Source organism: Mesorhizobium vachelliae (assembly GCF_033977325.1).
GTDB lineage: Bacteria > Pseudomonadota > Alphaproteobacteria > Rhizobiales > Rhizobiaceae > Mesorhizobium > Mesorhizobium vachelliae.
On the sequence record NZ_JAVIIR010000009.1, the window covers coordinates 127,431 to 150,646 of the forward strand.

Here is a 23,216-nt window from a genome sequence, read left to right on the forward strand (position 1 = left end):
ATGCGTAAAATCAAAACCTAAAGCGCATGGAGCGAATCTGAAAGATCGCGACGCGCTTTAGATTCAGTTGCCGCTATCGCCTGTCAGCGCCAGAAGCGGCGCGACCGGCGCGTAGGATTCGTAGCCCTCGCCGTCGGCAACACCGAATGTGACGATCGGATCGACGCCGTTCTCGCTGAACGCGACCGAGCCGTCCGCCTGCTCGCGCCAGAATTTCACGCGTTCGATGCCGGGCATCAGCTTGCGGCAGTCCGGAGCAACATCGAGCCGCGACAGACCCTCGGAGACCGGAGCTCCGCGTTGCACGGCGCAGCCGGCTTCATCGCCATTGGCCGTCAATCGATAGGTGCTCAAGGAGGCGGCCTCGACAGCCGTGCTCGGGCCATCGCCGTCATACAGGACATGCGCGCCCCCGAACAACGCAACCGACACGACCAACCCGGCAACCAGCTTCACGCCGCTTCTCCACACTCGACCAATAAGGAAAATGATTTCAAAGCGTTAAGCGGACGTTAATTGGGCGGCTAAAGCATTAACAAATGTGGCGAAGGCGGCAGGAGCGGCTCAATGTTCCCTGGATGGAAACCGCCTTACATCTGCCTGAAGTTGCTCTAGCCGCGCGCCTTGACATTGATGGTCTCCGGCACGGGCGTCAGCGGCCGGCGCTCGGCAAACCAGGCGACGAGATTGTCTACGCAGAGATCGGCCATGGCGCGCCGGGTGTGCTCCGACGCCGAGCCGACATGCGGCAGAAGCGAGGTGCTGGGCGCGTCGAGCAGGGCCTGCGGGACGTTCGGCTCGTCGGCAAAGACGTCGAGTCCGGCGGCGGCAATGGTGCCGCTTTCGAGGGCGACGGCAAGTGCCGCCTCATCCACCGTCGAGCCGCGGCCGATATTGACGAAGACGCCGTTCGAACCCAGCGCCGCCAAGACCTCGGCATTGATCGCCTTCTCGGTGGAGGCACCGCCAGGGGCAACGCAGATCAGCGTGTCGACGGCCTCGGCAAGCCCTTTCAAAGTGGCATGGTATTCGTAAGCCAGACCTTCGACCTGGCGGCGGTTGTGATAGGCGATCGGCAGGCCGAAGGCTTCGATGCGGCGGGCGATGGCCCGGCCGATGCGGCCCATGCCGAAAATGCCGACGCTGCGGCCGCGCAAGGTAAGCCGGCTCAGGCGATAATTCCCTTTCTCCACCCAGTCGCCATCGCGCAGCCATTTCTCGGCGGCGTAGAGCTCCCGCACTGTGTTGATCAAAAGGCCAATAGCGGTGTCGGCGACCTCCTCGGTCAGGACATCGGGCGTGTTGGTGACCATGACGCCGCGCTTGGCCGCATGATTGGCGTCGACCGAATCGTAGCCGACGCCGAAGCTGGCGATGATCTCGAGCTTGGGCAGCGCATCGATCATCGCCGCGCTGATCCCGGCGTAGGAGGCGATGCCGCGCACCGTGGCGCGCATCTCGTCCGTCACCAGCCCAGGGTCGGCGCGTTCGATCCGCACAAGCTTGAACGCCTTGTCGATGCGGCCGATGGCGTGGTCGTTGAAATCGCCCGGCACCAGGATGGCGACCGGCAATTTTGCTTCGGCCCGGGTCATGCGCGCTCCACCGGCTTGCCGGTCGACTGCCGCACATGCAGTTCCGGCTTGATCAGCTCCTGCGAGGGCCGCACCGCCTGGCCGTTCAATTTGTCGAGCAGGGCGCTCGCGGCGCGGCGGCCGACCTCGCGCTGACCGTTCCAGACCGTGGTCAGGGCCGGGGTCGCGATTGCCGCTTCCTCGAGATCGTCATAGCCGGTCACGGAAATATCCACGCCCGGCACGAGGCCGGCGCGCGCGATGCCGTTCATCAGCCCGATCGCGACCAGGTCGTTCCAGCAGCAGGCGGCGGTGGGCTTGTCCTTCAGCGCCAGAAACTGCCCCGCGGCCTCGAAGCCCGCCTGCTTGGTGCGCGGCCCGGGAATACGCCAGGACGGCTTTACCTCCAGGCCGGCCGCCTCCATCGCGTTGAGATAGCCCTGGTAGCGGTCGCGGCCGGTCGAGGTCTGGTCGGTGCCGCCGACCATGGCGATACGCTTGTGGCCGAGCGAGATCAGGTGATTGGTGGCAAGTGCGGTGCCATAGGCGTCGTCGCCGCGGAACACCGGCACGTCGGCCCCGGCGACGGTGCGCGCGATCAGCACCGCCGGCAAGCCGTTTTCCTCGGCCATGATGATGTCCTCGGCCGGCGTGCCGATGGCCGGCGACATGATGACGCCGTCTGCGCCGAGCTGCAGCAGCGTGTCGATGAAGGTGCGCTGCTTTTCCAGCTGGTCGTAATGGTTTGACAGGATGAAGGTCTGGCGGCTGCGGTCGAGCTCGCTTTCGATCGACCGCAGGATCTCGGCAAAGAACGGGTTCATGATGTCGTGCACGACGACGCCGACAATGCCGGAGCGCGAGGTGCGCAACGAGGCGGCGCGGCGGTTGTAGATATAGCCGATGGCGCGGGCATGCTCCTTGATGCGCTCGCGCGTGGAGCCTGCGACCAGCGGGCTGTCGCGCAGCGCCAGCGATACCGTTGCCGTGGACACACCGAGCGCATCCGCGATCGTCGAAAGCTTGATCTTCTGTGCCAGTGCCCTTCGCTCCCTAGAGCATGATGCCGAAAAGTACGAAGCGGTTTCCGGACGACATCATGCTCTGCTTCCGGTCTCTCAATTCAGGTCTTTAAATTGTTTAAATTCGGCCTTATGCCATCGATCGGGAGCAAATCAAAGTTTTTTCGCCAGCGCCTCGGCCTCCGTGTCGAGCGAGGCGGAGTTGCGCAGGCGAAGCCTGTGCTCGCGGTGAATAATATAGAGGCCGCTGGCAACGATGATGGCGGCGCCGAGCAAGGTCCAGCGGTCGGGGAACTGGTGGAAGATCAGCCAGCCGGAGATGATCATCCACACCATCTGCGAATAGGGGAAAGGCGCCAACTGCGTGGTGGTCGCCAGCCGATAGGCCCGCACCAGCAGATAGTGGCCGCCGGCGCCGAAGACGCCCAGCATCAGGACGATGAACCATTGAAAGCCGCCGTGAGGCAGCGCGGGCGAGAAGGCCAGCATCGGGGCGAGCAGCACCGACGGTGCAAGCGCCGAGAACAGGATGAGGCTTTCCGACGTTTCCGTCGCCGACATGCGGCGCGTCATGATGACGTAAAAACTGTTCGACAGCATCGAGCAGAGTGCGAAGAGATGGCCGATGCCGAACACGCCCACACCCGGCCGGGTGATGATCAGAACACCGACAAAGCCGGTGAGGATCGCCAGCCAGCGCCGCCAGCCTGCCCATTCGCCGAGCAGCGGGCCGGCAAGGGCGGTGATGACCATCGGGCCGAAGAAATAGATCGAGGTGGTCTCGGCGAGCTGCAGCGTCCTCAGCGCCAGGATGTTGAACATGGTGGAGCCGAAAAGCATGCAGCCGCGCAATATATGCGCCGGCAGGTTGTTGGCGCGAAAACGCGCCGGCTCGCGCCAGCCGCGCAGAAAGAGGCCGACCAGCAGGACATGGACGGCGAAGCGGGTCCAGGCGACGATCAGCGCCGAGACGCCGGCCAGCACCAGATATTTGCTGGAGGTGTCGAGAAAGGTGAAGCAGACATAGACGCAAAGCATCAGGAGCATCGCCGCGGGCGGCGTTGCGCTGTCGTCATTGTTTTTGGGAATGCTCAAGATCGGGCCGAAGGAAGATAGACGTTACCCTTCTGCGGCAATCGCCGCTTGCCAGCAAGCCAAAAGCGACTGGCCCAACAAGCGCACCGGACAGGCTTAGCCTTGGTCTTGCATGTCGTGGTCCATCAACCTCGACGATCTCGCTCGATCCTAATCAGTCTTTTCAGTTCGGAACCTTTCCTGTTTGGTAGGCCGGCTCCAGGAGCGGAGGACGATGTGCCGGATCGATGGATTGAGACCTTCCAGGGCGGGCGTCAGCGTCAGTTATATGACCTCTACAGCAAGGAATGGTGGACGAAAGGGCGACAGTTTGAAGATGTCATCAGGATGGTCGAGCACTCTGACTTAGCAATTGGCCTTTGTTCGAATAGTGACCAGTTGATCGGGTTCGCCCGTGTGCTGACGGATTACACGTTCAAAGCGATGATTTTTGATGTGATCGTGCACTCTGATTTTCGTGGGCAACGGCTTGGACAAGCAATCATCAATCGGATCATCGGCCACGAAACACTGACCGAAGTCCGCAGCTTTGAACTCTACTGCCCCGACAACCTCATCCCATTCTACAGCAAACTGGGATTTGCAAAAGGAACTGCAACTCTCTTGTTTCGAGAGCGGTAAAGCCACGTCCAGGGCGCCATTGAGTTTTGCCGCTACGCATGCATGCGGGCGCCCTTGGTGATCTTGTCGACCAGCTTCTTTTCGGCGCGCAACGCAATCCCGACGACCTTGGCGTCGTCCGGCGCGAATTCAGCGAAGACGGCGCGGTTGGCGACGTCGTGGCCGGTCGAAAACATCTCCTCGACATAGGCCGACGTCGTCACGCCGCGCTCCAAGGACCGGCGATGGATCGCGCCCAGCGTCGCCGCGTCTGCGGACAGGACGATGACCGGCTGGATCGACATCGGGTTGTAGAGGTTGCCGGCGCGATCACGGTAGGGCTCGCCGATGATCTCGGGGAACCGCGCAGCGATGCCGCTGGTCAGGAACGCGGTGACGTTGAGCTTCTGCCACACCGGCAGATCCTCTCTCAGGACAATTGCAATTTTCGTATCGAACACCAAGATTGAGACTCCAAGACGGCCCATGAGGGGCGGGAAAGGGCGATGGCGCAGGCTCTAGGCGTGGAAGCGAAGGAAGGTCTTGAACGTTCGTGCGCGGATGCGGCCATTGGCGATCGCATCGTTTCGGCACCGGGCGGCTCGGGGATCGAGCGCATCGAGGCGCGCTTCCAGGGCAATGCGTTCGAGCTGCACCGGCACGACACCTATGCGATCGGCGTGACCTTGCAAGGCGTGCAGCGCTTCCACTATCGCGGCGCGTTGCGACACAGCCTGCCCGGCCAGGCGATCGTGCTGCACCCGGACGAATTGCACGATGGCGGCGCCGGCACGGAAGACGGGCTACGCTACCGCATCCTTTACCTGGAGCCGTCCCTGCTGCTCGACTGCCTGGACGGCGAGCCGCTGCCTTTTGTCCGCGACGCCGTGGTCGACGATCCTCGCTTGCGCGACACGCTGTTGTCGGCGCTGGCGCCGCTGGACGAAGAGCTCGACGACCTGTTCGTGGCGGATTTCGTCGCGCAGCTGGCGCAACAGCTGAGACGCCACGCCGGAAAGCCGGCAAAGTCAACGGGCAAGACGGCATGGCGCGCGGCAGCGCTTGCCCGAGACTATCTGGAGGAAAATGCCGAGCGGCCGGTGCGCTCCGATGAGTTGGAGGCCGTTACCGGCCTCGACCGCTATGCGCTGTCGCGCCATTTTCGCGCCACCTATTCGACCAGCCCGCATCGCTTCCTGTTGATGCGCCGGTTGCAAAAGGCGCGGCGCATGATCGCCGAGGGCGAGTCGCTGGCGGAAATCGCCGCCGGCGCCGGCTTTAGCGACCAGAGCCATTTCAACCGGCATTTCAAGAAGGCGTTCGGTATGACGCCGGGTCGCTGGGCGGCACTGGTAGGCGCAGGCGCGACGCGTAGCGTCGTCGCTCAGGCGCGAGGCGCGGTGTTCAGGCGCGACGCGCAGTGTCGTCGCCCTTTCCGCTAAAATGCTTGGGAGCGTGAAGCGACGATGCTGCGCATCGCGCTTTCGGAACAATGTCGACGTGGGTGCGTGGAGCGACGACGCTGCGCGTCGCGCCTTCACGCTTCATCCAACTCCGCGTCGTCGTCCATCAGGACCAGATCTTCGTTCGACAAATTCGCCTCGATCCGGGCGAGCAGCTTGAACAGCGCCTTCTGGTCCTTCTTGTCGAGGCCCTTCAGCGCCTGCTTCTCGGTCTTCTTGACCGACTTCTCGATGGCGCGGATGGTTTCGCGGCCGGATTCGGTGAGGAAGATGTGGGCCTGGCGGGCATCGGCGTTGGAGGCGCGCTTTTCGAGGAAACCCTGGGCCTGCAGCCGGTTGATGGTCTTGGTGATGGTGGGCGGGCGCACCCCCAGCCGGCCGGCGAGGTTGCCGGGGGTCTGGCCGTCCTCGCGGTCGAGCGCCAGCATGATCTGGTCCTGGCCGGCATAGAAGCCGTGCGCCAGAAGCCGCGCGGCGAGCGCCGTGCGCGCGAGCCTTGCCGCCGAATGCAGCCGGCTCATTGTCGCTGTCTTGTCCGCCTTGGCCATGGTCGTTCCCTCTTCGGCCGAACCGGCGCGGGCAAGCATAGAGGCTGTCCGACGGCTGGCAAATGACGATTTCAAGAGACCGGCTTGCAGAACGCTTTGCCGGCAAGCATTGCGGTGCCCGGGCAGGTGATGCCAGATGTTTATTTCAGTTAGATGACAAACGACTTTTGCGCCGGCGAGATTCATAGCGGAGGCCGGCGAAGACCCTTTGGCCGCTCACGCGGTTCCTCCGTCCGGCCTGCCACGGCCGCCGCCGATCCGCCCTTGGCGCCATCCTTGTCGGAGGGGCCGGCTGGTCCATCGGTTTGGCGCGTGCAAAAGCGCGCCACCCATCCTATATGAGGGCCGACAATCTAAAATTTCGAGGCAAGCCATGAGCGATGCACAGACGCAAATCCCCGTAACCGTTCTCACCGGCTATCTCGGCGCGGGCAAGACGACGCTGCTCAACCGCATCCTGTCGGAGAACCACGGCAGGCGCTACGCCGTCATCGTCAACGAGTTCGGCGAGATCGGCATCGACAACGACCTGATCGTCGAATCCGACGAGGAAATCTACGAGATGAACAATGGCTGCGTGTGCTGCACGGTGCGTGGCGACTTGATCCGTGTCGTCGAGGGCCTGATGCGGCGGCCCGGTCGCTTCGACGCCATCGTGGTCGAGACCACGGGCCTCGCCGACCCGGTGCCGGTGGCGCAAACCTTCTTCATGGACGACGACGTGCGCACCAAGACCAAGCTCGACGCGGTTGTGGCGCTGGTCGACGCCAAGCACCTGCCGCTGCGCCTGAAGGATTCCAAGGAGGCCGAGGACCAGATCGCCTTCGCCGACGTGGTGGTGCTGAACAAGACCGACCTCGTCACGCCCGATGAGTTGGAAAAGGTCGAAGCGACGATCCGCGCCATCAACCCGGCGGCCAGGATCCATCGCACCCAGCGTTCCGGCGTACCGCTCGGCGAAGTGCTCGACCGCGGCGCCTTCGACCTGTCGCGGGCGCTGGAGAACGACCCGCATTTCCTCGAGGCGCATGACCACGATCACGACCACGAATGCGGCCCGGATTGCGACCATGACCATCACCATCATCACGACGGTCACGATCATCACCATCATGCTTCGGACATCCATGACGTTACGGTGAAGTCGGTGTCGCTGCGCGGCGGCGAGATGGACCCGAAAAAGTTCTTCCCCTGGATCGAGAAGGTGACCCAGATGGAAGGGCCGAACATCCTGCGGCTGAAGGGCATCATCGCGCTCAAGGGCGACGAGGACCGCTATGTGCTGCAGGGCGTGCACATGATCCTCGAAGGCGATCACCAGCGCGCCTGGAAGGACGGCGAGAAGCACGAAAGCCGGCTGGTGTTCATCGGCCGCGATCTCGACGCCGAGCGACTGCGCAAGAGTTTTGAAGCCTGCCAGGCGGCTTGATTTCCGCCGACCTCCTCCTTCTCCCCTTGTCCGTGTCGCCGACGGCGGCGGATGAGGGGGGCTCCAGGGAAAGCCAGCGTCTCACTCCGCTGGAACACCCCTCATCCGTCTCGGCGCTGATACGCCGATCCACCTTCTCCCACAAGGGGAGAAGGGAGAACCGCGAAGCTGGCGCCCTCCTGCCGCGCGCCGAAGCGGGTTGAGACCCGCAGCTCAACCCCTTATGGGGAAGGGTAGAAATCTCTTACGGATCTGCTCACATGCCCACAGTCGCCCCGCTTGATCTCGAAGGCCATTGCGTCGCCGCCGTCTTTCTCAACGACGTGCCGCATTTCGCACTCGCCGACGGTTCAATCCATCGGCTCGACAATGGGCAGAAGACAGTTCAGGCCAATGACGGCCTGCTTGCCACCTTCCATGATCCGGCCAACGACCGGCTGATCACCGGCGGCGAGGACGGCAAGGTGTTTGCCGTGAAGGCCGGCGGCGAGGTGAACGAGCTTGCCAGCGCCGGCAGGAAATGGATCACCAGCGTCGCAGCGGGGCCGCAGGGCGCGATCGCCTATGCTTCGGGCAAGACCGCGTTCGTGCGTTTCGCCGACGGCAAGATCAAGGAATTCATCCATCCGCGCTCGGTGGAGGGGCTGGCCTTCTCGCCCAAGGGCATGCGTTTCGGCGTCGCCCGCTACAATGGCGCGACACTGCATTTCCCGGCGGCCGAGGGCAAGCCGGTGGAGCTCGAATGGGCCGGCGCCCATACCGGCATCACCTTCTCACCGGACGGCGCCTTTCTGGTCACCACCATGCAGGAAAACGCGCTGCATGGCTGGAAGCTCGCAGACGGCAAACACATGCGCATGAGCGGCTATCCCGGCAAAGTGAAAAGCCTGTCCTGGAGCGTGAAGGGCAAATGGCTGGCGAGTTCCGGCGCGCCGGCTGCGATCGTGTGGCCGTTTCAAGCCAAGGACGGGCCGATGGGCAAGGCGCCGCTGGAGCTCGGCACGCGCGGCAACACGATGGTGACCTGCGTCGCCTGCCATCCGAGCCAGGAGGTCACGGCCATCGGTTACGAAGATGGCATGGTGATCGCGGCGCGCTTCGCCGACGCCAAGGAAGTGCTGCTGCGCCGCCCCGGCAAGAGCGCCATCACATCGATGATGTGGGACAAGGAAGAGCGCCGCATCGTCTTCGGCAGCGCGGCCGGCGATTGCGGCGTGATCGATATCACGGCCTAAGGGCCCTACTGCTCTACTGCCTGCCCCAACACCCGCCCCGCTGCGGCCAATTGCAGTTTTGCAAAGCCATGGGCAGAGTGCCGCGCGAACACAGGGGTTTTCATGCAGGCATCGGACAGTTCCAAGAATTCCATCGGCGGCATCGGCATCGCCCAAATCGCCGAATTGCGCGACACGGAAGCGGCCGCCTTCCGCAGGGCGCGGCCGAAATCCGAGGCGAAGCTCGGCAACGGCATCGCCGGCTTCCTCGGCGGCGTGCCGATGCACTGGATGACCGACTGGCCGACGCCGTTCCCGATCCTGGTCGACGGCGCCAAGGGCGCCACCATCACGGACATAGACGGCAACAGGCTCGACGATTTCTGCTTGGGCGACACCGGCTCGATGCTCGGCCATTCGCCGCCGGCCGTCGCGCGCGCGATCCGCCGGCAGGCGGCGCGCGGTCTGACCTATATGCTGCCCAGCGAGGATGCGCTGACGATCGGCACGCTCCTGCAGCAGCGCTTCGGCCTGCCCTACTGGCAGATCGCCACCACCGCCACCGACGCTAACCGCTTCGCGCTGCGCGTCGCCCGCGCGGTGACCGGGCGCGAGAAGATCCTGGTCTTCAACGGCTGCTATCACGGCTCGGTCGACGAGACGATGGTGCGGCTGATCGACGGCAAGCCGGTCAACCGGCCGGGGCTGGCCGGCGAATTCCGCGATCTGACGCGCGCAACGAGGATCGTCGAATTCAACGACATCCCCGCCTTGGAGGAAGCGCTCGCGGACCACGACGTCGCCTGCGTCATCACCGAGCCGGTGCTGACCAATTCCTGCATGGTGCTGCCGGAACCGGGTTTCCACGACGCGCTGCGGCGCCTGACTCGCGCGGCAGGCACGCTGCTGCTGATCGACGAGACGCACACGATTTCGACCGGCCCCGGTGGCTATACGAAGAAGCACGGACTGGAGCCCGACCTGTTCGTGCTTGGCAAGCCGGTGGCCGGCGGCGTGCCGGCGAGCATCTGGGGTATGAGCGAGGAAATCGCAACCCGTTACAGCGCCTACAACAGGACCAAGGAGCCCGGCTATTCCGGCATGGGCACGACGCTGTCGGCCAATCCGCTGCAATTCGCGGCGATGCGCGCCACGCTGGAAGAGGTGATGACCGAAGAGGCCTATGCCCACATGGATCGGCTGGCGCGCCGGCTCGATGCGGGGCTCTCCGCCGTCATCGAACGCAACAAGCTGCCCTGGCATGTCGCGCGGGTCGGCGCCCGCGTCGAATTCATCTGCGCACCCGGGCCGCTCGGAAACGGCGGCGAGGCGGAAAAGGCGCATGCGCCGGAACTGGAAGCCGCCATCCATGTCGCGCTGGTCAATCGCGGCGTGCTGATCGCGCCGTTCCACAACATGATGCTGATCTCGCCGGCAACGACGTCCGCGCAGGTGAGCCGGCTGATCGCCGCCTTCGCCGCGGTTGCGGCCAGGCTTACGGCGTGAGACAAGCGGCGATGGACAATCCGAACGCCGTTACCACGTCCCCTTCCGGCTCGACGCCTGCCGAGGCGAAAGCCTTTCTCGACGCGCATCCGGAGATCGAGGCGTTCGACATCGTGCTCACCGACGCCAACGGCATTGGCCGCGGCAAGATCGTGCGCTGGCACGAGCTGATGGGCATCTTCGAGAACGGCCGCCATTTGCCGATCTCGATCCTCGGCCTCGACATCACCGGCGAGGACGTGCACGAAACCGGGCTGGTGTGGGACACCGGCGACGGCGACCTCAGGGCATGGCCGATCCCGGGCACGCTGGTGCCGCTCTTCGGCACAAACCCGCCACGCGGCCAGCTGCTGATGTCGATGTATCATCTCGACCGCCAGCCGATGACCTCTGACCCGCGGCTGGTGCTGGCAAGGCAGGTGGAACTGCTGGCCGCGCGCGGCCTGCATCCGGCCGGCGCGTTCGAGCTCGAGTTTTTCCTGCTGTCCAACGAGCGCGACGCGGATGGCAAGGTGCAGCCTGCCCGCGCGGTGCTCGACGGCCGCCGCTCGGCGAAGACCGAGGTCTATTCGGTCGACCATCTGCATGGCATGGAGCCGCTGTTCTCCGACATCTACGCCGCCGCCAAGGCACAGGGTATTCCGGCCGAAACGGTCATTTCCGAATACGCGCCCGGCCAGTACGAGCTGACGCTCAACTACCGCAAGGACGTGATGCGGGCGGCCGACGACCTCGTGATGCTGAAACGGCTGGTCAGGGCGCAGGCGCGCCGGCATGGCGTCACCGCCTGCTTCATGGCCAAGCCCATCGAGGCCTATGCCGGCTCAGGCATGCATTTTCACGTCTCGCTGCAGGACGATGCAGGCCGCAATGTCTTTACCGAGGCTGCCGGCGAGAAATGGTCGCCAAAGCTGCTCAACGCGCTTGGCGGCCTGATCCACACCATGGCGGAATCGATGCTGGTGTTTGCGCCGCACGCGAATTCCTGGCGCCGCTTCGTCTCGCAATCCTATGCGCCGGTGGCGCCGAGCTGGGGCGTCAACAACCGCTCCGTGGCGTTGCGCGTGCCGGCAGGCGACGCCAGGAACCGCCGCATCGAGCACCGGCCATCGGGTGTCGACGCCAACCCCTATCTGATCGCCGCAACGGTGCTGGCCGGTATCGTCAAGGGCCTGGATGAGGGTCTGGACCCCGGCCCCGAGACGACCGGGAACGGCTACGAGCAGGCGGCGGAGAAATCGACCATGCCGGCCGACTGGCGCGCCGCGATCGAGGCGGCCAGGGGCTCCGATTTCCTGAAGTCGGCGCTCGGCCCCGACCTGCATCGCACCTTCGTGGCGATCAAGCAGGCGGAGTATCTGCGTGTCGCCCGCACCGTCAGCGAGCTGGATTACCATCTCTACCTGCACGAGGTGTGAGGATCGGGAACCATCGCCGGGCTCACCCATTTCAAGTCTGAAAGCGGGCGAGACAGAACGATGGCAACAACACCGTCAACAACGCCCCAGCGGCGTGAGGCGAGGCGTCCAGCCAGGCGCATCCCCATGCCTGAGACAGAGCCGGCCGCAGGGGAAGAAGCCGCGTCCATCGGCGAGGCACGCGAGGCGGCAAAAGTCTGTCGTCGCTGCCAGCTTTGGCATGACGCAACGCAGACCGTGTTCGGCGAAGGACCGGAGACCGCGGACGTGATCTTCGTCGGCGAACAGCCCGGCGACCAGGAGGATCTCGCCGGCAAGCCATTCGTCGGACCGGCGGGCAGAATATTCGACAGCATCCTGGACGATGCCGGGATCGACCGCCGCAAGGTCTATGTGACCAATGCGGTCAAACACTTCAAATTCGAGCCGCGCGGCAAAAGGCGGATCCATTCGAAGCCCAATGCCGGCGAGATCCAGGCTTGCCGCTGGTGGCTGGACAAGGAGCTTGACCTCGTCAAGCCGAACCTCGTGGTGGCGCTCGGCGCGACGGCGGCGCAGTCACTGCTCGGCAAGGCGGTGCCGGTCTTGAAGAGGCGCGGCGAGGTGATCGGGCGCGATGACGGGCTGCGCGTGTTCATCACCATCCACCCCTCGCTTATCCTGCGCATCCGCGAGCAGGAGGACAAGGAGGCGGAGAGGGAACGGTTTTTGATGGATATGCGGAAGGTGAGGGAGTTGATGAGGGCGTGACCGTTGGTCTGCGCGCCCAAGGAATGGTTTGACGAATCCTGTCATATGGAGGTCGCGCGGCCGAAACGCCCATCAGGTCGCCATCCACGGGCGGAGCAAGGAGCGAAGCGACGCGCGCAGACCCTGGAATGACGACGTTGGGAGCATTGCGGCTAGCGGATCAAAATCGCCCTCAGATCATTCACATTCGTGCCCGTAGGCCCAGGCACAAACAGGTCCCCAACCGTATTGAAGGCCGTCCAGGCGTTGTTGCCGGCGAGCATCGCCTTGGCGTCGACGCCTGCCGCGCGCATGCGCGCGACCGTCGAGTCGTCGGCGAAGGCACCGGCATTGTTCTCCGAACCGTCTATGCCGTCGGTGTCGGCGGCCAAGGCATAGATGCCGTTCACGCCGTTGATGCCGATGGCGAAGGCGAGCAGGAACTCGGAATTGCGGCCGCCCTTGCCCTTGGCTCGCAAGGTTACCGTGGTCTCGCCGCCGGACAGGATGAGCACGGGTTTTGCAAAAGGACGATTGCGAGTCGCAACCTCGCGCGCGATCGCTGCGTGGACGCCGCCGACCTCGCGCGCCTCGCCTTCGATCGCATCCGACAGGATGACGGCCTCGATGCCTTGCCGCTTGGCTTCGGCGGCCGCGGCCTCCAGCGAGACGCCGGCCGAGGCGGTCAGATGCACTTCGTTGCCGGCAAAGCGCGGATCGTCGGGACGCGGCGCGTCGGCGGCCGGCGACTGGATGTGCGCCATGACGGAAGCCGGCAGCTTCATGCCATAGGCGGCGATCGAGGCAAGCGCGTCCTCGCGGCTGCCGGTGTCGGGAACGGTCGGGCCTGACGCAACCAGTGCCGGATTGTCGCCGGGAATGTCGGAGACGACCAGCGACACCACCCTCGCCGGATGAGCAGCGGCGGCAAGGCGCCCGCCCTTGATGGTCGAGACATGCTTGCGGATGGTGTTCATCGCCGCGATCGGCGCGCCGGAGGCCAGCAGCGCCTCGTTGACGGCGATCTCGTCGGCAAGCGTCAATCCGGGAACCGGCGACGGCAGCAGCGCCGAGCCGCCGCCGGAGATCAGCGCCACGACCAGATCGTCGGCGGTCAGCCCGCGCATTTTCTCGAGCAGCCGGCGCGAGGCCTCCAGGCCGGCCGCATCCGGCACCGGGTGCGCTGCCTCGATGATCTCGATGCGCTCGCATTTGGCGCCATAGCCGTAGCGGGTGACGACAAGGCCGTCGATCGGACCGTCCCAGACCTTCTCGAAGGCCGCCGCCATCTGTGCCGACCCCTTGCCGGCGCCGATGACGATCGTGCGACCCTTTGGTTTTGCCGGCAAATGATTGCGGATCGTCTTTTCCGGATCGGCGGCGGCAACCGCGGCATTGAAGATCGACGTGAGGAAGCTTTTCGGGTCGGTCATTTTTCTTCCGGCGGCAGCGCGAGCCCGCTCGCATCGATGCCAAGATGGGCGCAAAGCGCATCGACGACGACGCCATGGTCTTCGCGCTCCGGCAGACCCGAAACGGCAATGACGCCGATGACGCCGGCGCCGTTGACCGTGACCGGGAAGCCGCCGCCGGCGAGCACATAGTCGGCGATGTCCAGGCCCTCACCGACCTTGAAGGTGCGGTCGGGTCGCTGCTGCTCGAGCACGAGACGGTAGGTGCTTCTGAGATAACGCTTGACGACGTTGATCTTGCGGCGCGCCCAATCGGGATTGGAAGCATTCGAGCCAGGCATCGCGGCGTAGAAGAGCGGCCGGTCGAAGGTTCTGATATCGACGATAACAGGCAGGTTTTCCTTCAGCGCGCGATCCCGGATGGCGGAGCCGATCTTGAAGGCGACGGCCTCGTCGAAGGCCGGGAAGACCAGCGTGGCTTCCTGTTTCTTGATCAGAGCGATGTCGTCGGCGGTGGCCATGTCTCTTTCTCCGAAAATCGACACCGTCGTTTGTACGACAACCCTTGCCTGGTCAAGCGCCCATCGCGGCAGGCCCCCTCATCCGGCCGCTTCGCGGCCACCTTCTCCCCGGCGGGGAGAAGAGGCAAGCGCCGATGCCGCGCTCTCTCCTCTCCCCTTGGGGAGAGGTCGGATTGCCCCGAATTGCCCTGCAATTCGGTTGGCAATCCGGGTGAGGGCGTCACCCGGTCACGATGGCGCTCTTCGCCGGCCGGCCCGCCACATAGACCTCGCGCACGGTGCGGTCGTCGCCCAGCGTCTGCAGCAGGAACAACTCCTCGGCCAGCGTCTCCACCGTCTCCATCCTGAGCCGCATGCCCGGCGTTGCACGGGCGTCGAGCACGACGATGTCGGCGTCGGTGCCTTCCTCCAGCGTGCCGACCTTGTCGGCCACCGACAGCGCCTCGGCATTGCCGCGCGTCAGCTGCCAGAAGGACTGGAACGGGTTGAGCTTCTCGCCGTTCAGCGCGATCACCTTGTAGCCCTCGTCCATGGTGCGCAGCATCGAATAGTTGGTGCCACCGCCGACATCGGTAGCGGCGGCGATCCGAAGCGGCTTCTCTCGCCGGCGATAACGCTGGTAGTCGAACAGGCCGGAGCCGAGGAAGAGGTTGGAGGTCGGGCAGAACACCGCGACCGATCTCGACTGCGACAGCGCATCCGCCTCGCGTTCCGACAGATGGATGCAATGGCCGAACAGGCTCTTTTTGCCGAGCAGGCCGTAATGCTCGTAGACGTCGGTGTAGTCGCGCGACCAGGGATAGAGCTCCTGGGTGAAGGCGATCTCGGCGTGGTTCTCCGACAGATGCGTCTGCATGTGGAGATCGGGATGCTCGCGGCAGAGCGCTCCGGCCATCTCCATCTGCTCGGGCGATGAGGTGATGGCGAAGCGCGGGGTGATGGCGTAGAGCTGGCGACCCTTGCCGTGCCATTCGGCGATCAGCGCCTTGGTATCGTCATAGCCGGTCTGCGGCGTGTCGAGCACGCCGTCCGGCGCGTTGCGGTCCATCATCACCTTGCCGGCGATGTTGAGCATGTTGCGCTCATGCGACTCGGCGAAGAACGCCTCCGCCGAAGACTTGTGCACCGAGCAATAGGCGACGACTGTCGTCGTGCCCTGGCGCAGCATCTCGTCAAGGAAGACCCTGGCGATGCGGCGCCCGTGCTGCGCGTTCTGGAACTTCGACTCTTCCGGAAAAGTGTATTTGTTCAGCCAATCGAGCAGTTCGGCACCGTAGGAGGCGATGATCTGCATCTGCGGCACATGCACATGGGCGTCGAGGAAACCCGGCAGGATGAGATGCGGGCGATGGTCGATCGTCTCAACGCCGGCGCCCGCCTTCTTAGAGACATCTGCATAGGAGCCGGCGGCGACGATCCTGCCATTGTCGATCAGCAGGCCGCCGTCTTCCTCGTAGCGCCAGGCGGAATGGTCGTCGATCGTTTCGGGCCAGCGCAGGAAGGAGAGCGTGCGGCCGCGCAGAAGTTTTGAGGTCATGCTTACTTTCCGGCGCCTTCGAACCAGGCGACCAGAAGGGCCCGTTCCTGGTCAGTGATCTGGGTGACGTTGGCGGGCGGCATGGCATGCGCCCGGCCGGCCTGGATATAGATCTCGCGCGCATGCTCGGCGATGCGCTCGTCTGTGTCGAGCAACACGCCCTTCGGCGCATGGTAGATACCTTCATAGACCGGCTCTTCCGCGTGGCACATGGAGCAGCGGCCGAGCACGGTGTCGCGCACCGCCGGGAAATGCGCCGAGGCCATATAGACCTGCGCGGCGGCGGAGGCAGCCGAGGTCTTGGGCTCACCGGTCAGCACCTTCGGCACGGTCGACAGCCAGATGATGATCATGAACAGCACGGCAGCACCGAGCCAGGTCCAGGTCGGGTTGCCCTTCCTTGCATGCACGGTGTTGAAATAGTGCCGGATCAGCACGCCAATGATGAAGACCAGCGAGGCGATGACCCAGTTGAACTGGGTGCCGAACGCCAGTGGGTAGTGGTTCGACAGCATCAGGAACAGGACCGGCAAGGTCAGGTAGTTGTTGTGCAGCGAGCGCTGCTTGGCGATCTTGCCGTATTTCGGGTCAGGCTTGCGGCCGGCGATGAGGTCGGCGACGACGATCTTCTGGTTGGGGATGATGACCATGAAAACGTTGGCCGACATGATTGTCGCGGTGATGGCGCCCAGATGCAGGAAGGCGGCGCGGCCGGTGAAGAGATGCGTCAGTCCCCAGGCGATGAAGACCAGCACACAGTATAGCACCAGCATCAGCCCGGTGTCGCTTTTGCCCAACGGCGAGCGGCACAGAAGATCATAGACGATCCAGCCGACACCGATGGTAGCCAGCGACAGCAGGATGCCGACCGGCACCGAGATATTGAGCACGTTGGGGTCGATCAGGAACAGGTCGGCGCCGGCGTAATAGACCACGCAGAGCATAGCGAAGCCCGACAGCCAGGTGGCGTAGGATTCCCATTTGAACCAGGTGAGGTGTTCCGGCATCTCGGCCGGCGCCACCAGATATTTCTGGATGTGGTAGAAGCCGCCACCATGCACCTGCCACTCCTCGCCGAAGGCGCCGGCTGGCAGGCCGGGGCGCTGGCGCAGGCCGAGATCAAGCGCGACGAAATAGAAGGACGAGCCGATCCAGGCGATGCCGGTGATGACATGCAGCCAGCGGACCGCAAAACTCAGCCAGTCCCAGAAAATCGCGAAATCCATCATTGCACTCGTCCCTGCCGATGAGAGCGACTTTACGGTCTGGCGCGCAAACGAAAAGAGGCGAGGTGCGCGATGACTTTCAAAAAAAAATGGAAAATACTACGGTTGCCCTTCGCAGCTGTTCAAGAGCCACGACACCCGCATGGCCTATCTCGACAACATCGCCGTCTTCGTCCGTGTCGTCGAGCTCGGCAACCTATCGGCCGCCGGGCGCGACATGCGCATTTCGCCAGCGGTGGCTTCCAACCGGATCAAGGAGTTGGAGAAGCACCTGGGTGTAAGGCTCTTCAACCGCACGACCCGTCAGTTGATGCCGACCGAGCACGGCACGGTGTTCTACACCGGCGCCAAGCAGGTGCTGGACGCGATCACGGAGGCGGAAGCTGCGGTCGCGGCACTTTCCGGCCAGCCGCGCGGCACGATCAGGGTCACGGCGCCGCTCGGCCTCGGCCGGCGACTGATCGCGTCCGGCATTCCGGATTTCCACGACAAATATCCCGATATCGAGGTGCGGCTGAGGCTCTCCGACCACAATGTCGACATCATGAAGGAAGGCATCGACGTCGCCTTCCGCCTCGGCATCATCGAGGATTCGAGCCTCAGGATGCGCGGCATCATGGAATGCGAGCGCGTGCTGGTGGCGGCGCCGAAATATCTGGAAACACGCGGCGAACCGTCCGAGCCGCAGGAGCTGGTCGGCAAGAAGCACGATTGCCTGATGCTGCGTTATGCCGGCGCGCGCGAGTTCGTCTGGACATTGCAGACGCCGGGCGGCGTGCAGAAATTCGAGGTGCACGGCCCTTACGATACCGACGACGGCGACGTGCTGACCGGCTGGGCGCTCTCTGGGCGCGGCATCATCAACAAGCCGCGCTTCGAGGTCGAGCCATTCATCCGCGACCAGCGGCTGAAGGTGATCCTGCCCCAGACGCCGCCGACGCCGGCGCAATTCGCCGCCGTCTATCCGCACAAGAAGCTGCAGGATCCGAAGGTGCGGCTGCTTCTCGACTTCATGGCCGAGCGCTGCCAACGGCTGATCAAGGATATCTTGGCCGGCAAGTGATAGCCGCGTGGCCCATCCGCGCCGGTTGCCTTGCGCGAAAGCCGGCCTAGGTTGGTAGCCGAACGGGCGCGAGACGTCGCCCGCGGCCGAATGGGCAGCCACATGCATCTCGCCGTTTCGCTCGATATCGCCGCAGCAGCCGCAGGGCAGACCGGACTGGCATTCGCGGAGATCGCCGGCTTCGTAGGAAAGGTTGAGGCGGCAGGTGTCGACATGGTCGTCATTTCCGACTCGCTGACGAGCGACGGGCCATCGACCAGCCCGTTCGAAGCGACCACGCTGCTGGCCGCTCTGGCGACGGTGACCGACCGGATCGGGCTGGTGGCCGGCGCCTCGACGCTCGCGCATCAGCCCTACAATCTGGCGCGCCGGTTTGCCTCGCTCGACATCATCAGCCACGGCCGTATCGGCTGGAATGCGACCCTGGCGCAGAACCCGCGCGAGGCGGCGAACTTCAGCCGCCCAGAGGGTTTTTCCGACGATGATTTCCGCCGCCGCGCGGAAGAATATATCGACATAGCCCAAGGCCTGTGGCGCGGCTGGGATGCCGACGCCTTGCTGTTCGACAAGGCGGGCGGGCGGTTCCACGATCCCGACAAGATGCATGTCCTCGACCACAAAGGCGAGTTCTTCTCGGTGCGCGGGCCGCTCAATGTGGCGCGCTCGCCGCAGGATGCGCCGGTGCTGGTCATGTCCGGCTCAAGCGGAGCCGATCGTGATTTCGCGAGCCGTGTCGCCGATGTCATCCTGATCGAGGAACAGTCCGCCGAGGCCGCCAATGCTGCTAGCGCCGACTTGAGACGCCGAGCGATTGCCGCCGGCCGTAAACCGGCGGCCGTGAAGGTGCTGCTGACGGTCGAAGTTGCATCCGAGCCCGATGTCGACAGGTTCCGGGCCTTGCTGGGCTCGTGCGGCTGCGATGGCCTCGATTTTGCTTTGCCAGCTGACGTTCAGGAGCTTCAGAGCTTTACCGACCGCGTTCTGCCGGAAATCCATCGCCTCGGGTTGGCCGGCGAGGACCAGAAAGGCGCGACGCTGCGTGCCCGTCTCGGGCTCGGCGAAGGAGGCGCACAATGAGCCCGCGCCAGATGAAGCTCGGCCTGTTCCTGTGGGCGACCGGACACCACATCGCTGCCTGGCGCCATCCGGACGCGCATGTCACGGCCGGCATCGACATCGATCATTACATCGCGCTGGCACGCACGGCTGAAGCGGCGAAGTTCGACATGGTATTCTGCGAGGACGCGGCCGGCCTGCGCGAGGCCAATATCAACATCGCCAGCCAGACATCGCGCTCGATCGGCTTCGAGCCGATCAGCCTGCTGTCGGCACTTGCCGCTCGGACCGAGCGGATCGGCCTCGTTTCCACTGCATCGACCAGCTACAACGAGCCCTATGGCCTGGCGCGCATGTTCGCCTCGCTCGACAATCTGAGCGGCGGGCGCGCCGGCTGGAACCTCGTCACCTCGGCAAGTCCCATCGAGGCCGCGAATTTCGGCGCGACCGGCTTGCGGCCGCATGCGGATCGCTACGCGCGGGCGCGCGAATTCGCCATGGTGATCACCGGGCTCTGGCACCGCAGGTCAGCCGGCCATGACGGCGAGAGCTTCTCGGTGCGCGATCCGCTCGACATTCCGCCCTCGCCGCAAGGCGCGCCGGTGATGGTGCAGGCCGGGGCATCGGACGACGGCAAGGATCTGGCCGCCCGCACCGCCGACGTCGTGTTCTCGGCGGCACAGACCTTCGAGGAAGCCAAGGCTTTTTACGACGACCTCAAGGGACGGCTGGCCGCCTATGGGCGACAGCCGGACGATGTGAAGATCATGCCCGGCGTGGCGCCGATCGTCGCGGCCACGAAAGCCGAGGCGCAGGCCAAATACGACGCCTTGCAGGAATTGATCCCCGACGATGTCGGCGTGGCGCTGCTCTCCAGTTATCTCAGCATCTCCGATCTCGGGCACTACCCGATCGATGGGCCGTTGCCCGAACTGCCCGAAAGCGAAGGCATGAAGAGCCGGCAGGCGCTGGTCATCGAGCAGGCGCGCCGCGACGGGCTCTCGATCCGCGAGCTCGCGCGTTACTTTGCAGGCGCTCGCGGCCATTGGCGCGTCGTCGGCACGGCCGGAGAGATCGCCGACGAGCTGCAGGCGCGCTTCGAAGGCGGCGCGGCCGATGGCTTCAACGTCATGCCGTCCTGGTTCCCGGGCGAGCTCGATGCCTTCGCAACGTTGGTGGTGCCGGAGCTGCAGCGGCGCGGCCTGTTCCGCAAGGACTATGAGGGCCGCACGCTGCGCGAGCATCTCGGCCTGAAACGGCCAATTTAAGGGCTTAATCCATCAGCCGCGCCGTTCCGGAAACCCTGATCGAGCTGCCGGGCGCCGACGAAATGTCGGCATGGAGGCGTGAGCGCATGCCCATGTCCTCGCCCTGGACGATGTCGATCGCGCCGCCATGCGGCCAGCCGAGATCGCGCAGATAGCCGGCAAAGGCGGCGGTCGCGGCGCCCGTGGCCGGGTCTTCGTATACACCGCCGGATGCGAAGGGATTGCGCGTGTGGAAGAGGCGCGGCGTCTCGGCATGGGCGAGCAGGATCGTCACCAGACCTTCACGCCGCATGAAGGACTGGCCCTTTCTCAGATCATAGGCCATGGCGGCCAGCGCCGCGCGCGACTTCAGCGCCAGCACGAGGTGATCGGCGCCGCCATGGATCAGCGCCGGCGGAATGGCGGGATCGAGATCGCCCGGCTGATAGCCGAACAGGGCGAGAGCCTCCCCGACCAGTTCAGCCGACGCGGGCCTGCTGCGCGTCGGCGGCGATTGCAACGCGGCGGCAAAGTTCGCGCCGTCGCGAAACCCTTCGACGGTTATGTCGGCACGGTTGAGGGTCAGCCTGAAGATGCCGTCGCCGAATTTTCTAACCAGCGCCGCGCCCAGCGCGATGGTGGCGTGGCCGCAGAACGGCACTTCCGATTCCGGCGAGAAGTAGCGGACGCGCCAGACGTCACCTTCGGGCGCAGCGAAAGCGGTTTCCGAGAAACCTACCTCGGCCGCGACGCGCTGCATGTCGGCAACGCCCGGCAAGGCCTCGCCGATCACCACGCCGGCGGGGTTGCCGCCGGTGTTCCCGTCGGAAAAGGCTGCGATCTTCAATACATCCATGGTCCTGACCCCGTTGTCGGTGAGGCGCAACAAACACATTTCGAGCCGTTTTGGGAAATGAAGAAAGCGACGAGCAGCGGTGAGCGCCAGTCACATCTGCAACCGGAGTGGTGCTCCTCAGTCCGAAGCGGAACGAAACTCGACCCATCGCCGTTCTGACGGTTGGCGGCCGTCCGGGTCGCCCTCAGCTTTCAAGCGACGCAGCGCGACAGGAGCCGACCATGGACGCCATCGTCACCAAGAACGACCTCAAATCCGATGCCAAGAAGGAATCAATCGACCTGCTCAACGCCAGGCTTGCCGACGCCATAGACCTGGCGCTGATCACCAAGCAGGCGCATTGGAACGTCAAAGGCCCGCAATTCATTGCCATCCACGAGATGCTGGATGAATTCCGCGAGGAGATCGATGGCCATGTCGACATCATCGCCGAGCGTGCCGTCCAGCTCGGCGGCACCGCGCACGGCACTTCGCAGGACGTGTCGAAGGCGACGAAGCTGAAACCCTATCCGACCGACATCCACAAGACGAAGGATCATTTGGCGGCGCTGATCGACCGCTATGCCACGGCCGCCAAGCTTACGCGTGCAGCGATCGATGAAGCGGACGACGCGGGCGATGCCGACACCGCCGACATCTTCACCGCCTATTCGCGCTCGCTGGACAAATTGCTGTGGTTCCTGGAGGCGCACACGCAAGAAAAGGAATAGTCGGACTTTCCTTGTCTGACCGGCTGGATCAGCCGGCCATCGCCTTGTCAGCGCCGGCTGAGCCTGGCGCATCCGAGGCATGCGATACCAGCGCCGTCATGATCTCTGCGGCGGCAAGCGCTGCGATCACCGGCGGGCGTTTGTCCTTCACCGCATTGCCGCCGATCGGCGAGATAAGCCGGCCGAACTGCGCTTCGTTGCCTTCGGCGGACTTCAGGAACCAGTTCCGGAAGGTGACTTTCTTGGTCTTCGAACCGATCATGCCGACATAGGCGGTGTCGTCGCGCTTCAGCGCCTCGGCCACGATCAGGAAGTCCAGCGCGTGGTCATGGGTGAGGACGGCGAATGCCGATCCTGCCGGCGCCTCGCGCACCAGGGCTTCGGGCATCGGCGTCAATCGCGCCTCGACCGTCTCCGGCATGCCTTCCAGCGCGTCAGACCGGGTCTCGACGACGACGACGTGGATCGGCAGCAGCGCCAGCGAAGCGGCCAGCGCCTGGCCGACATGGCCGCCGCCGAAGAGGTAGACATGGGGAAGATGCGCTTCCTCGGACTCGGCGTTGGCGATCAGCTGCTGTTCCAGCGCCTCATCGACCAGGCGGATCAGCACCTCGACCCGGCCGCCGCAGCATTGGCCTATCTCCGGCCCGAGCGGGACATCCAGCGTGGCGCAGACTTCGTCGACCTCTATGCGGGCTTCGTTGGCGGGGGATCGGGGCCTCGACCCTCCCCCCAGCATCTGCCGCGCCTTGTCGATCGCCATATATTCGAGCTGGCCGCCGCCAATCGTTCCGAAAATCGATGACGAAGAGACGAGCATGAAGGCCCCGGCCTCGCGCGGGGTCGAGCCCTTCGTGGCCGCGACTTCGACGAGCGCGACCCGGCCGGCTTGACCGAGAAACGTCTTCAGACTTTGCACTTTCGAGTTCATCGTCTGCATTTCCATCCCGGAAATATAGCGTTTTGCACCTCGATTTGCACGTTTGGCCG

General features: G+C 64.5%; 23 protein-coding genes. 11 read left to right on the top strand and 12 right to left on the bottom strand.

Annotated features, from left to right (window positions below; translation table 11 throughout):
* Positions 1 to 63: 63 nt before the first annotated feature.
* From RFM41_RS19950 to RFM41_RS19965, 4 genes are all read right to left on the bottom strand, one after another.
* Entirely contained in the window at positions 64 to 456 is a 393-nt protein-coding gene (locus RFM41_RS19950; RefSeq protein ID WP_320250415.1) for a hypothetical protein, read from the bottom strand.
* Between the two features lie 155 nt (positions 457 to 611).
* A complete protein-coding gene (locus tag RFM41_RS19955; RefSeq protein WP_320250413.1) occupies positions 612 to 1,595 on the bottom strand; it encodes a 2-hydroxyacid dehydrogenase in 984 nt (327 codons plus the stop codon).
* Positions 1,592 to 2,614, bottom strand: coding sequence for a LacI family DNA-binding transcriptional regulator (locus RFM41_RS19960; RefSeq protein WP_140811547.1), 1,023 nt, complete (start codon positions 2,612 to 2,614; stop codon positions 1,592 to 1,594). The genes RFM41_RS19955 and RFM41_RS19960 overlap by 4 nt, the downstream gene beginning before the upstream one ends.
* Positions 2,615 to 2,749: 135 nt before the next feature.
* Positions 2,750 to 3,634 (bottom strand): DMT family transporter, encoded by an 885-nt coding sequence (locus tag RFM41_RS19965; protein ID WP_320250604.1) that lies wholly within the window; start codon positions 3,632 to 3,634, stop codon positions 2,750 to 2,752.
* A gap of 273 nt (positions 3,635 to 3,907) precedes the next feature.
* Here RFM41_RS19965 and RFM41_RS19970 point away from each other — a divergent pair, with 273 nt between their 5' ends.
* Positions 3,908 to 4,312 (top strand): GNAT family N-acetyltransferase, encoded by a 405-nt coding sequence (locus RFM41_RS19970; protein WP_320250412.1) that lies wholly within the window; start codon positions 3,908 to 3,910, stop codon positions 4,310 to 4,312.
* A gap of 32 nt (positions 4,313 to 4,344) precedes the next feature.
* Here the strand turns inward: RFM41_RS19970 and RFM41_RS19975 are convergent, their stop codons facing one another.
* Positions 4,345 to 4,752, bottom strand: a complete 408-nt coding sequence (locus RFM41_RS19975) for a DUF2000 family protein (protein WP_320250410.1) — start codon at positions 4,750 to 4,752, stop codon at positions 4,345 to 4,347.
* Between the two features lie 45 nt (positions 4,753 to 4,797).
* Between RFM41_RS19975 and RFM41_RS19980 the strand changes: the two genes are divergently transcribed.
* A complete protein-coding gene (locus RFM41_RS19980; protein WP_320250409.1) occupies positions 4,798 to 5,733 on the top strand; it encodes an AraC family transcriptional regulator in 936 nt (311 codons plus the stop codon).
* Positions 5,734 to 5,828: 95 nt separating this feature from the next.
* Here RFM41_RS19980 and RFM41_RS19985 read toward each other — a convergent pair whose 3' ends face one another.
* Complete coding sequence (locus RFM41_RS19985; RefSeq protein WP_040988911.1) at positions 5,829 to 6,302, bottom strand: MarR family winged helix-turn-helix transcriptional regulator; 474 nt, start codon at positions 6,300 to 6,302, stop codon at positions 5,829 to 5,831.
* A gap of 373 nt (positions 6,303 to 6,675) precedes the next feature.
* On the opposite strand from RFM41_RS19985, the gene RFM41_RS19990 reads away from it, so the two are divergent.
* The 5 genes from RFM41_RS19990 to RFM41_RS20010 all read left to right on the top strand — a co-directional run bounded on the left by RFM41_RS19990 (position 6,676) and on the right by RFM41_RS20010 (position 12,619).
* Positions 6,676 to 7,731 carry a CobW family GTP-binding protein gene (locus tag RFM41_RS19990; protein WP_320250407.1) on the top strand — a complete coding sequence of 352 codons (1,056 nt, stop codon included), beginning with the start codon at positions 6,676 to 6,678 and terminating at the stop codon, positions 7,729 to 7,731.
* Positions 7,732 to 7,991: 260 nt separating this feature from the next.
* Positions 7,992 to 8,966 carry a WD40 repeat domain-containing protein gene (locus tag RFM41_RS19995; RefSeq protein ID WP_320250406.1) on the top strand — a complete coding sequence of 325 codons (975 nt, stop codon included), beginning with the start codon at positions 7,992 to 7,994 and terminating at the stop codon, positions 8,964 to 8,966.
* 102 nt (positions 8,967 to 9,068) lie between these two features.
* The gene (locus tag RFM41_RS20000) at positions 9,069 to 10,451 is read left to right on the top strand and encodes an aspartate aminotransferase family protein (RefSeq protein WP_320250405.1); all 1,383 of its coding nucleotides are present in this window, start codon (positions 9,069 to 9,071) and stop codon (positions 10,449 to 10,451) included.
* A gap of 11 nt (positions 10,452 to 10,462) precedes the next feature.
* On the top strand, positions 10,463 to 11,869 hold the full coding sequence (locus RFM41_RS20005) for a glutamine synthetase family protein (protein ID WP_320250600.1): 1,407 nt from the start codon (positions 10,463 to 10,465) through the stop codon (positions 11,867 to 11,869).
* A 12-nt stretch (positions 11,870 to 11,881) separates the two neighbouring features.
* On the top strand, positions 11,882 to 12,619 hold the full coding sequence (locus tag RFM41_RS20010) for a UdgX family uracil-DNA binding protein (RefSeq protein WP_320250598.1): 738 nt from the start codon (positions 11,882 to 11,884) through the stop codon (positions 12,617 to 12,619).
* A 152-nt stretch (positions 12,620 to 12,771) separates the two neighbouring features.
* Here the strand turns inward: RFM41_RS20010 and RFM41_RS20015 are convergent, their stop codons facing one another.
* The 4 genes from RFM41_RS20015 to RFM41_RS20030 all read right to left on the bottom strand — a co-directional run bounded on the left by RFM41_RS20015 (position 12,772) and on the right by RFM41_RS20030 (position 17,297).
* Positions 12,772 to 14,031, bottom strand: coding sequence for a glycerate kinase type-2 family protein (locus RFM41_RS20015; protein ID WP_320250404.1), 1,260 nt, complete (start codon positions 14,029 to 14,031; stop codon positions 12,772 to 12,774).
* The gene (locus RFM41_RS20020) at positions 14,028 to 14,531 is read right to left on the bottom strand and encodes a heme-degrading domain-containing protein (protein ID WP_320250403.1); all 504 of its coding nucleotides are present in this window, start codon (positions 14,529 to 14,531) and stop codon (positions 14,028 to 14,030) included. The genes RFM41_RS20015 and RFM41_RS20020 overlap by 4 nt, the downstream gene beginning before the upstream one ends.
* 220 nt (positions 14,532 to 14,751) lie before the next feature.
* Positions 14,752 to 16,068 carry a guanine deaminase gene (gene guaD / locus RFM41_RS20025; RefSeq protein ID WP_320250402.1) on the bottom strand — a complete coding sequence of 439 codons (1,317 nt, stop codon included), beginning with the start codon at positions 16,066 to 16,068 and terminating at the stop codon, positions 14,752 to 14,754.
* A gap of 2 nt (positions 16,069 to 16,070) precedes the next feature.
* Positions 16,071 to 17,297, bottom strand: coding sequence for a urate hydroxylase PuuD (locus RFM41_RS20030; RefSeq protein WP_320250401.1), 1,227 nt, complete (start codon positions 17,295 to 17,297; stop codon positions 16,071 to 16,073).
* Between the two features lie 139 nt (positions 17,298 to 17,436).
* Here RFM41_RS20030 and RFM41_RS20035 point away from each other — a divergent pair, with 139 nt between their 5' ends.
* The 3 genes from RFM41_RS20035 to RFM41_RS20045 all read left to right on the top strand — a co-directional run bounded on the left by RFM41_RS20035 (position 17,437) and on the right by RFM41_RS20045 (position 20,681).
* On the top strand, positions 17,437 to 18,357 hold the full coding sequence (locus RFM41_RS20035) for a LysR family transcriptional regulator (RefSeq protein ID WP_320250400.1): 921 nt from the start codon (positions 17,437 to 17,439) through the stop codon (positions 18,355 to 18,357).
* A 102-nt stretch (positions 18,358 to 18,459) separates the two neighbouring features.
* Positions 18,460 to 19,434 (top strand): LLM class flavin-dependent oxidoreductase, encoded by a 975-nt coding sequence (locus tag RFM41_RS20040; protein ID WP_320250399.1) that lies wholly within the window; start codon positions 18,460 to 18,462, stop codon positions 19,432 to 19,434.
* The gene (locus RFM41_RS20045; protein ID WP_320250398.1) at positions 19,431 to 20,681 is read left to right on the top strand and encodes an LLM class flavin-dependent oxidoreductase; all 1,251 of its coding nucleotides are present in this window, start codon (positions 19,431 to 19,433) and stop codon (positions 20,679 to 20,681) included. Before RFM41_RS20040 ends, RFM41_RS20045 begins: the two co-directional genes overlap by 4 nt.
* Before the next feature lie 4 nt (positions 20,682 to 20,685).
* Here RFM41_RS20045 and RFM41_RS20050 read toward each other — a convergent pair whose 3' ends face one another.
* Positions 20,686 to 21,516, bottom strand: coding sequence for a PhzF family phenazine biosynthesis protein (locus RFM41_RS20050; protein WP_320250397.1), 831 nt, complete (start codon positions 21,514 to 21,516; stop codon positions 20,686 to 20,688).
* Between the two features lie 221 nt (positions 21,517 to 21,737).
* Between RFM41_RS20050 and dps the strand changes: the two genes are divergently transcribed.
* Entirely contained in the window at positions 21,738 to 22,226 is a 489-nt protein-coding gene (gene dps, locus RFM41_RS20055; RefSeq protein WP_320250395.1) for a DNA starvation/stationary phase protection protein Dps, read from the top strand.
* A gap of 28 nt (positions 22,227 to 22,254) precedes the next feature.
* On the opposite strand, the gene xdhC is transcribed toward dps, so the two are convergent.
* Entirely contained in the window at positions 22,255 to 23,157 is a 903-nt protein-coding gene (xdhC, locus tag RFM41_RS20060) for a xanthine dehydrogenase accessory protein XdhC (RefSeq protein ID WP_320250393.1), read from the bottom strand.
* Positions 23,158 to 23,216: the final 59 nt, after the last annotated feature.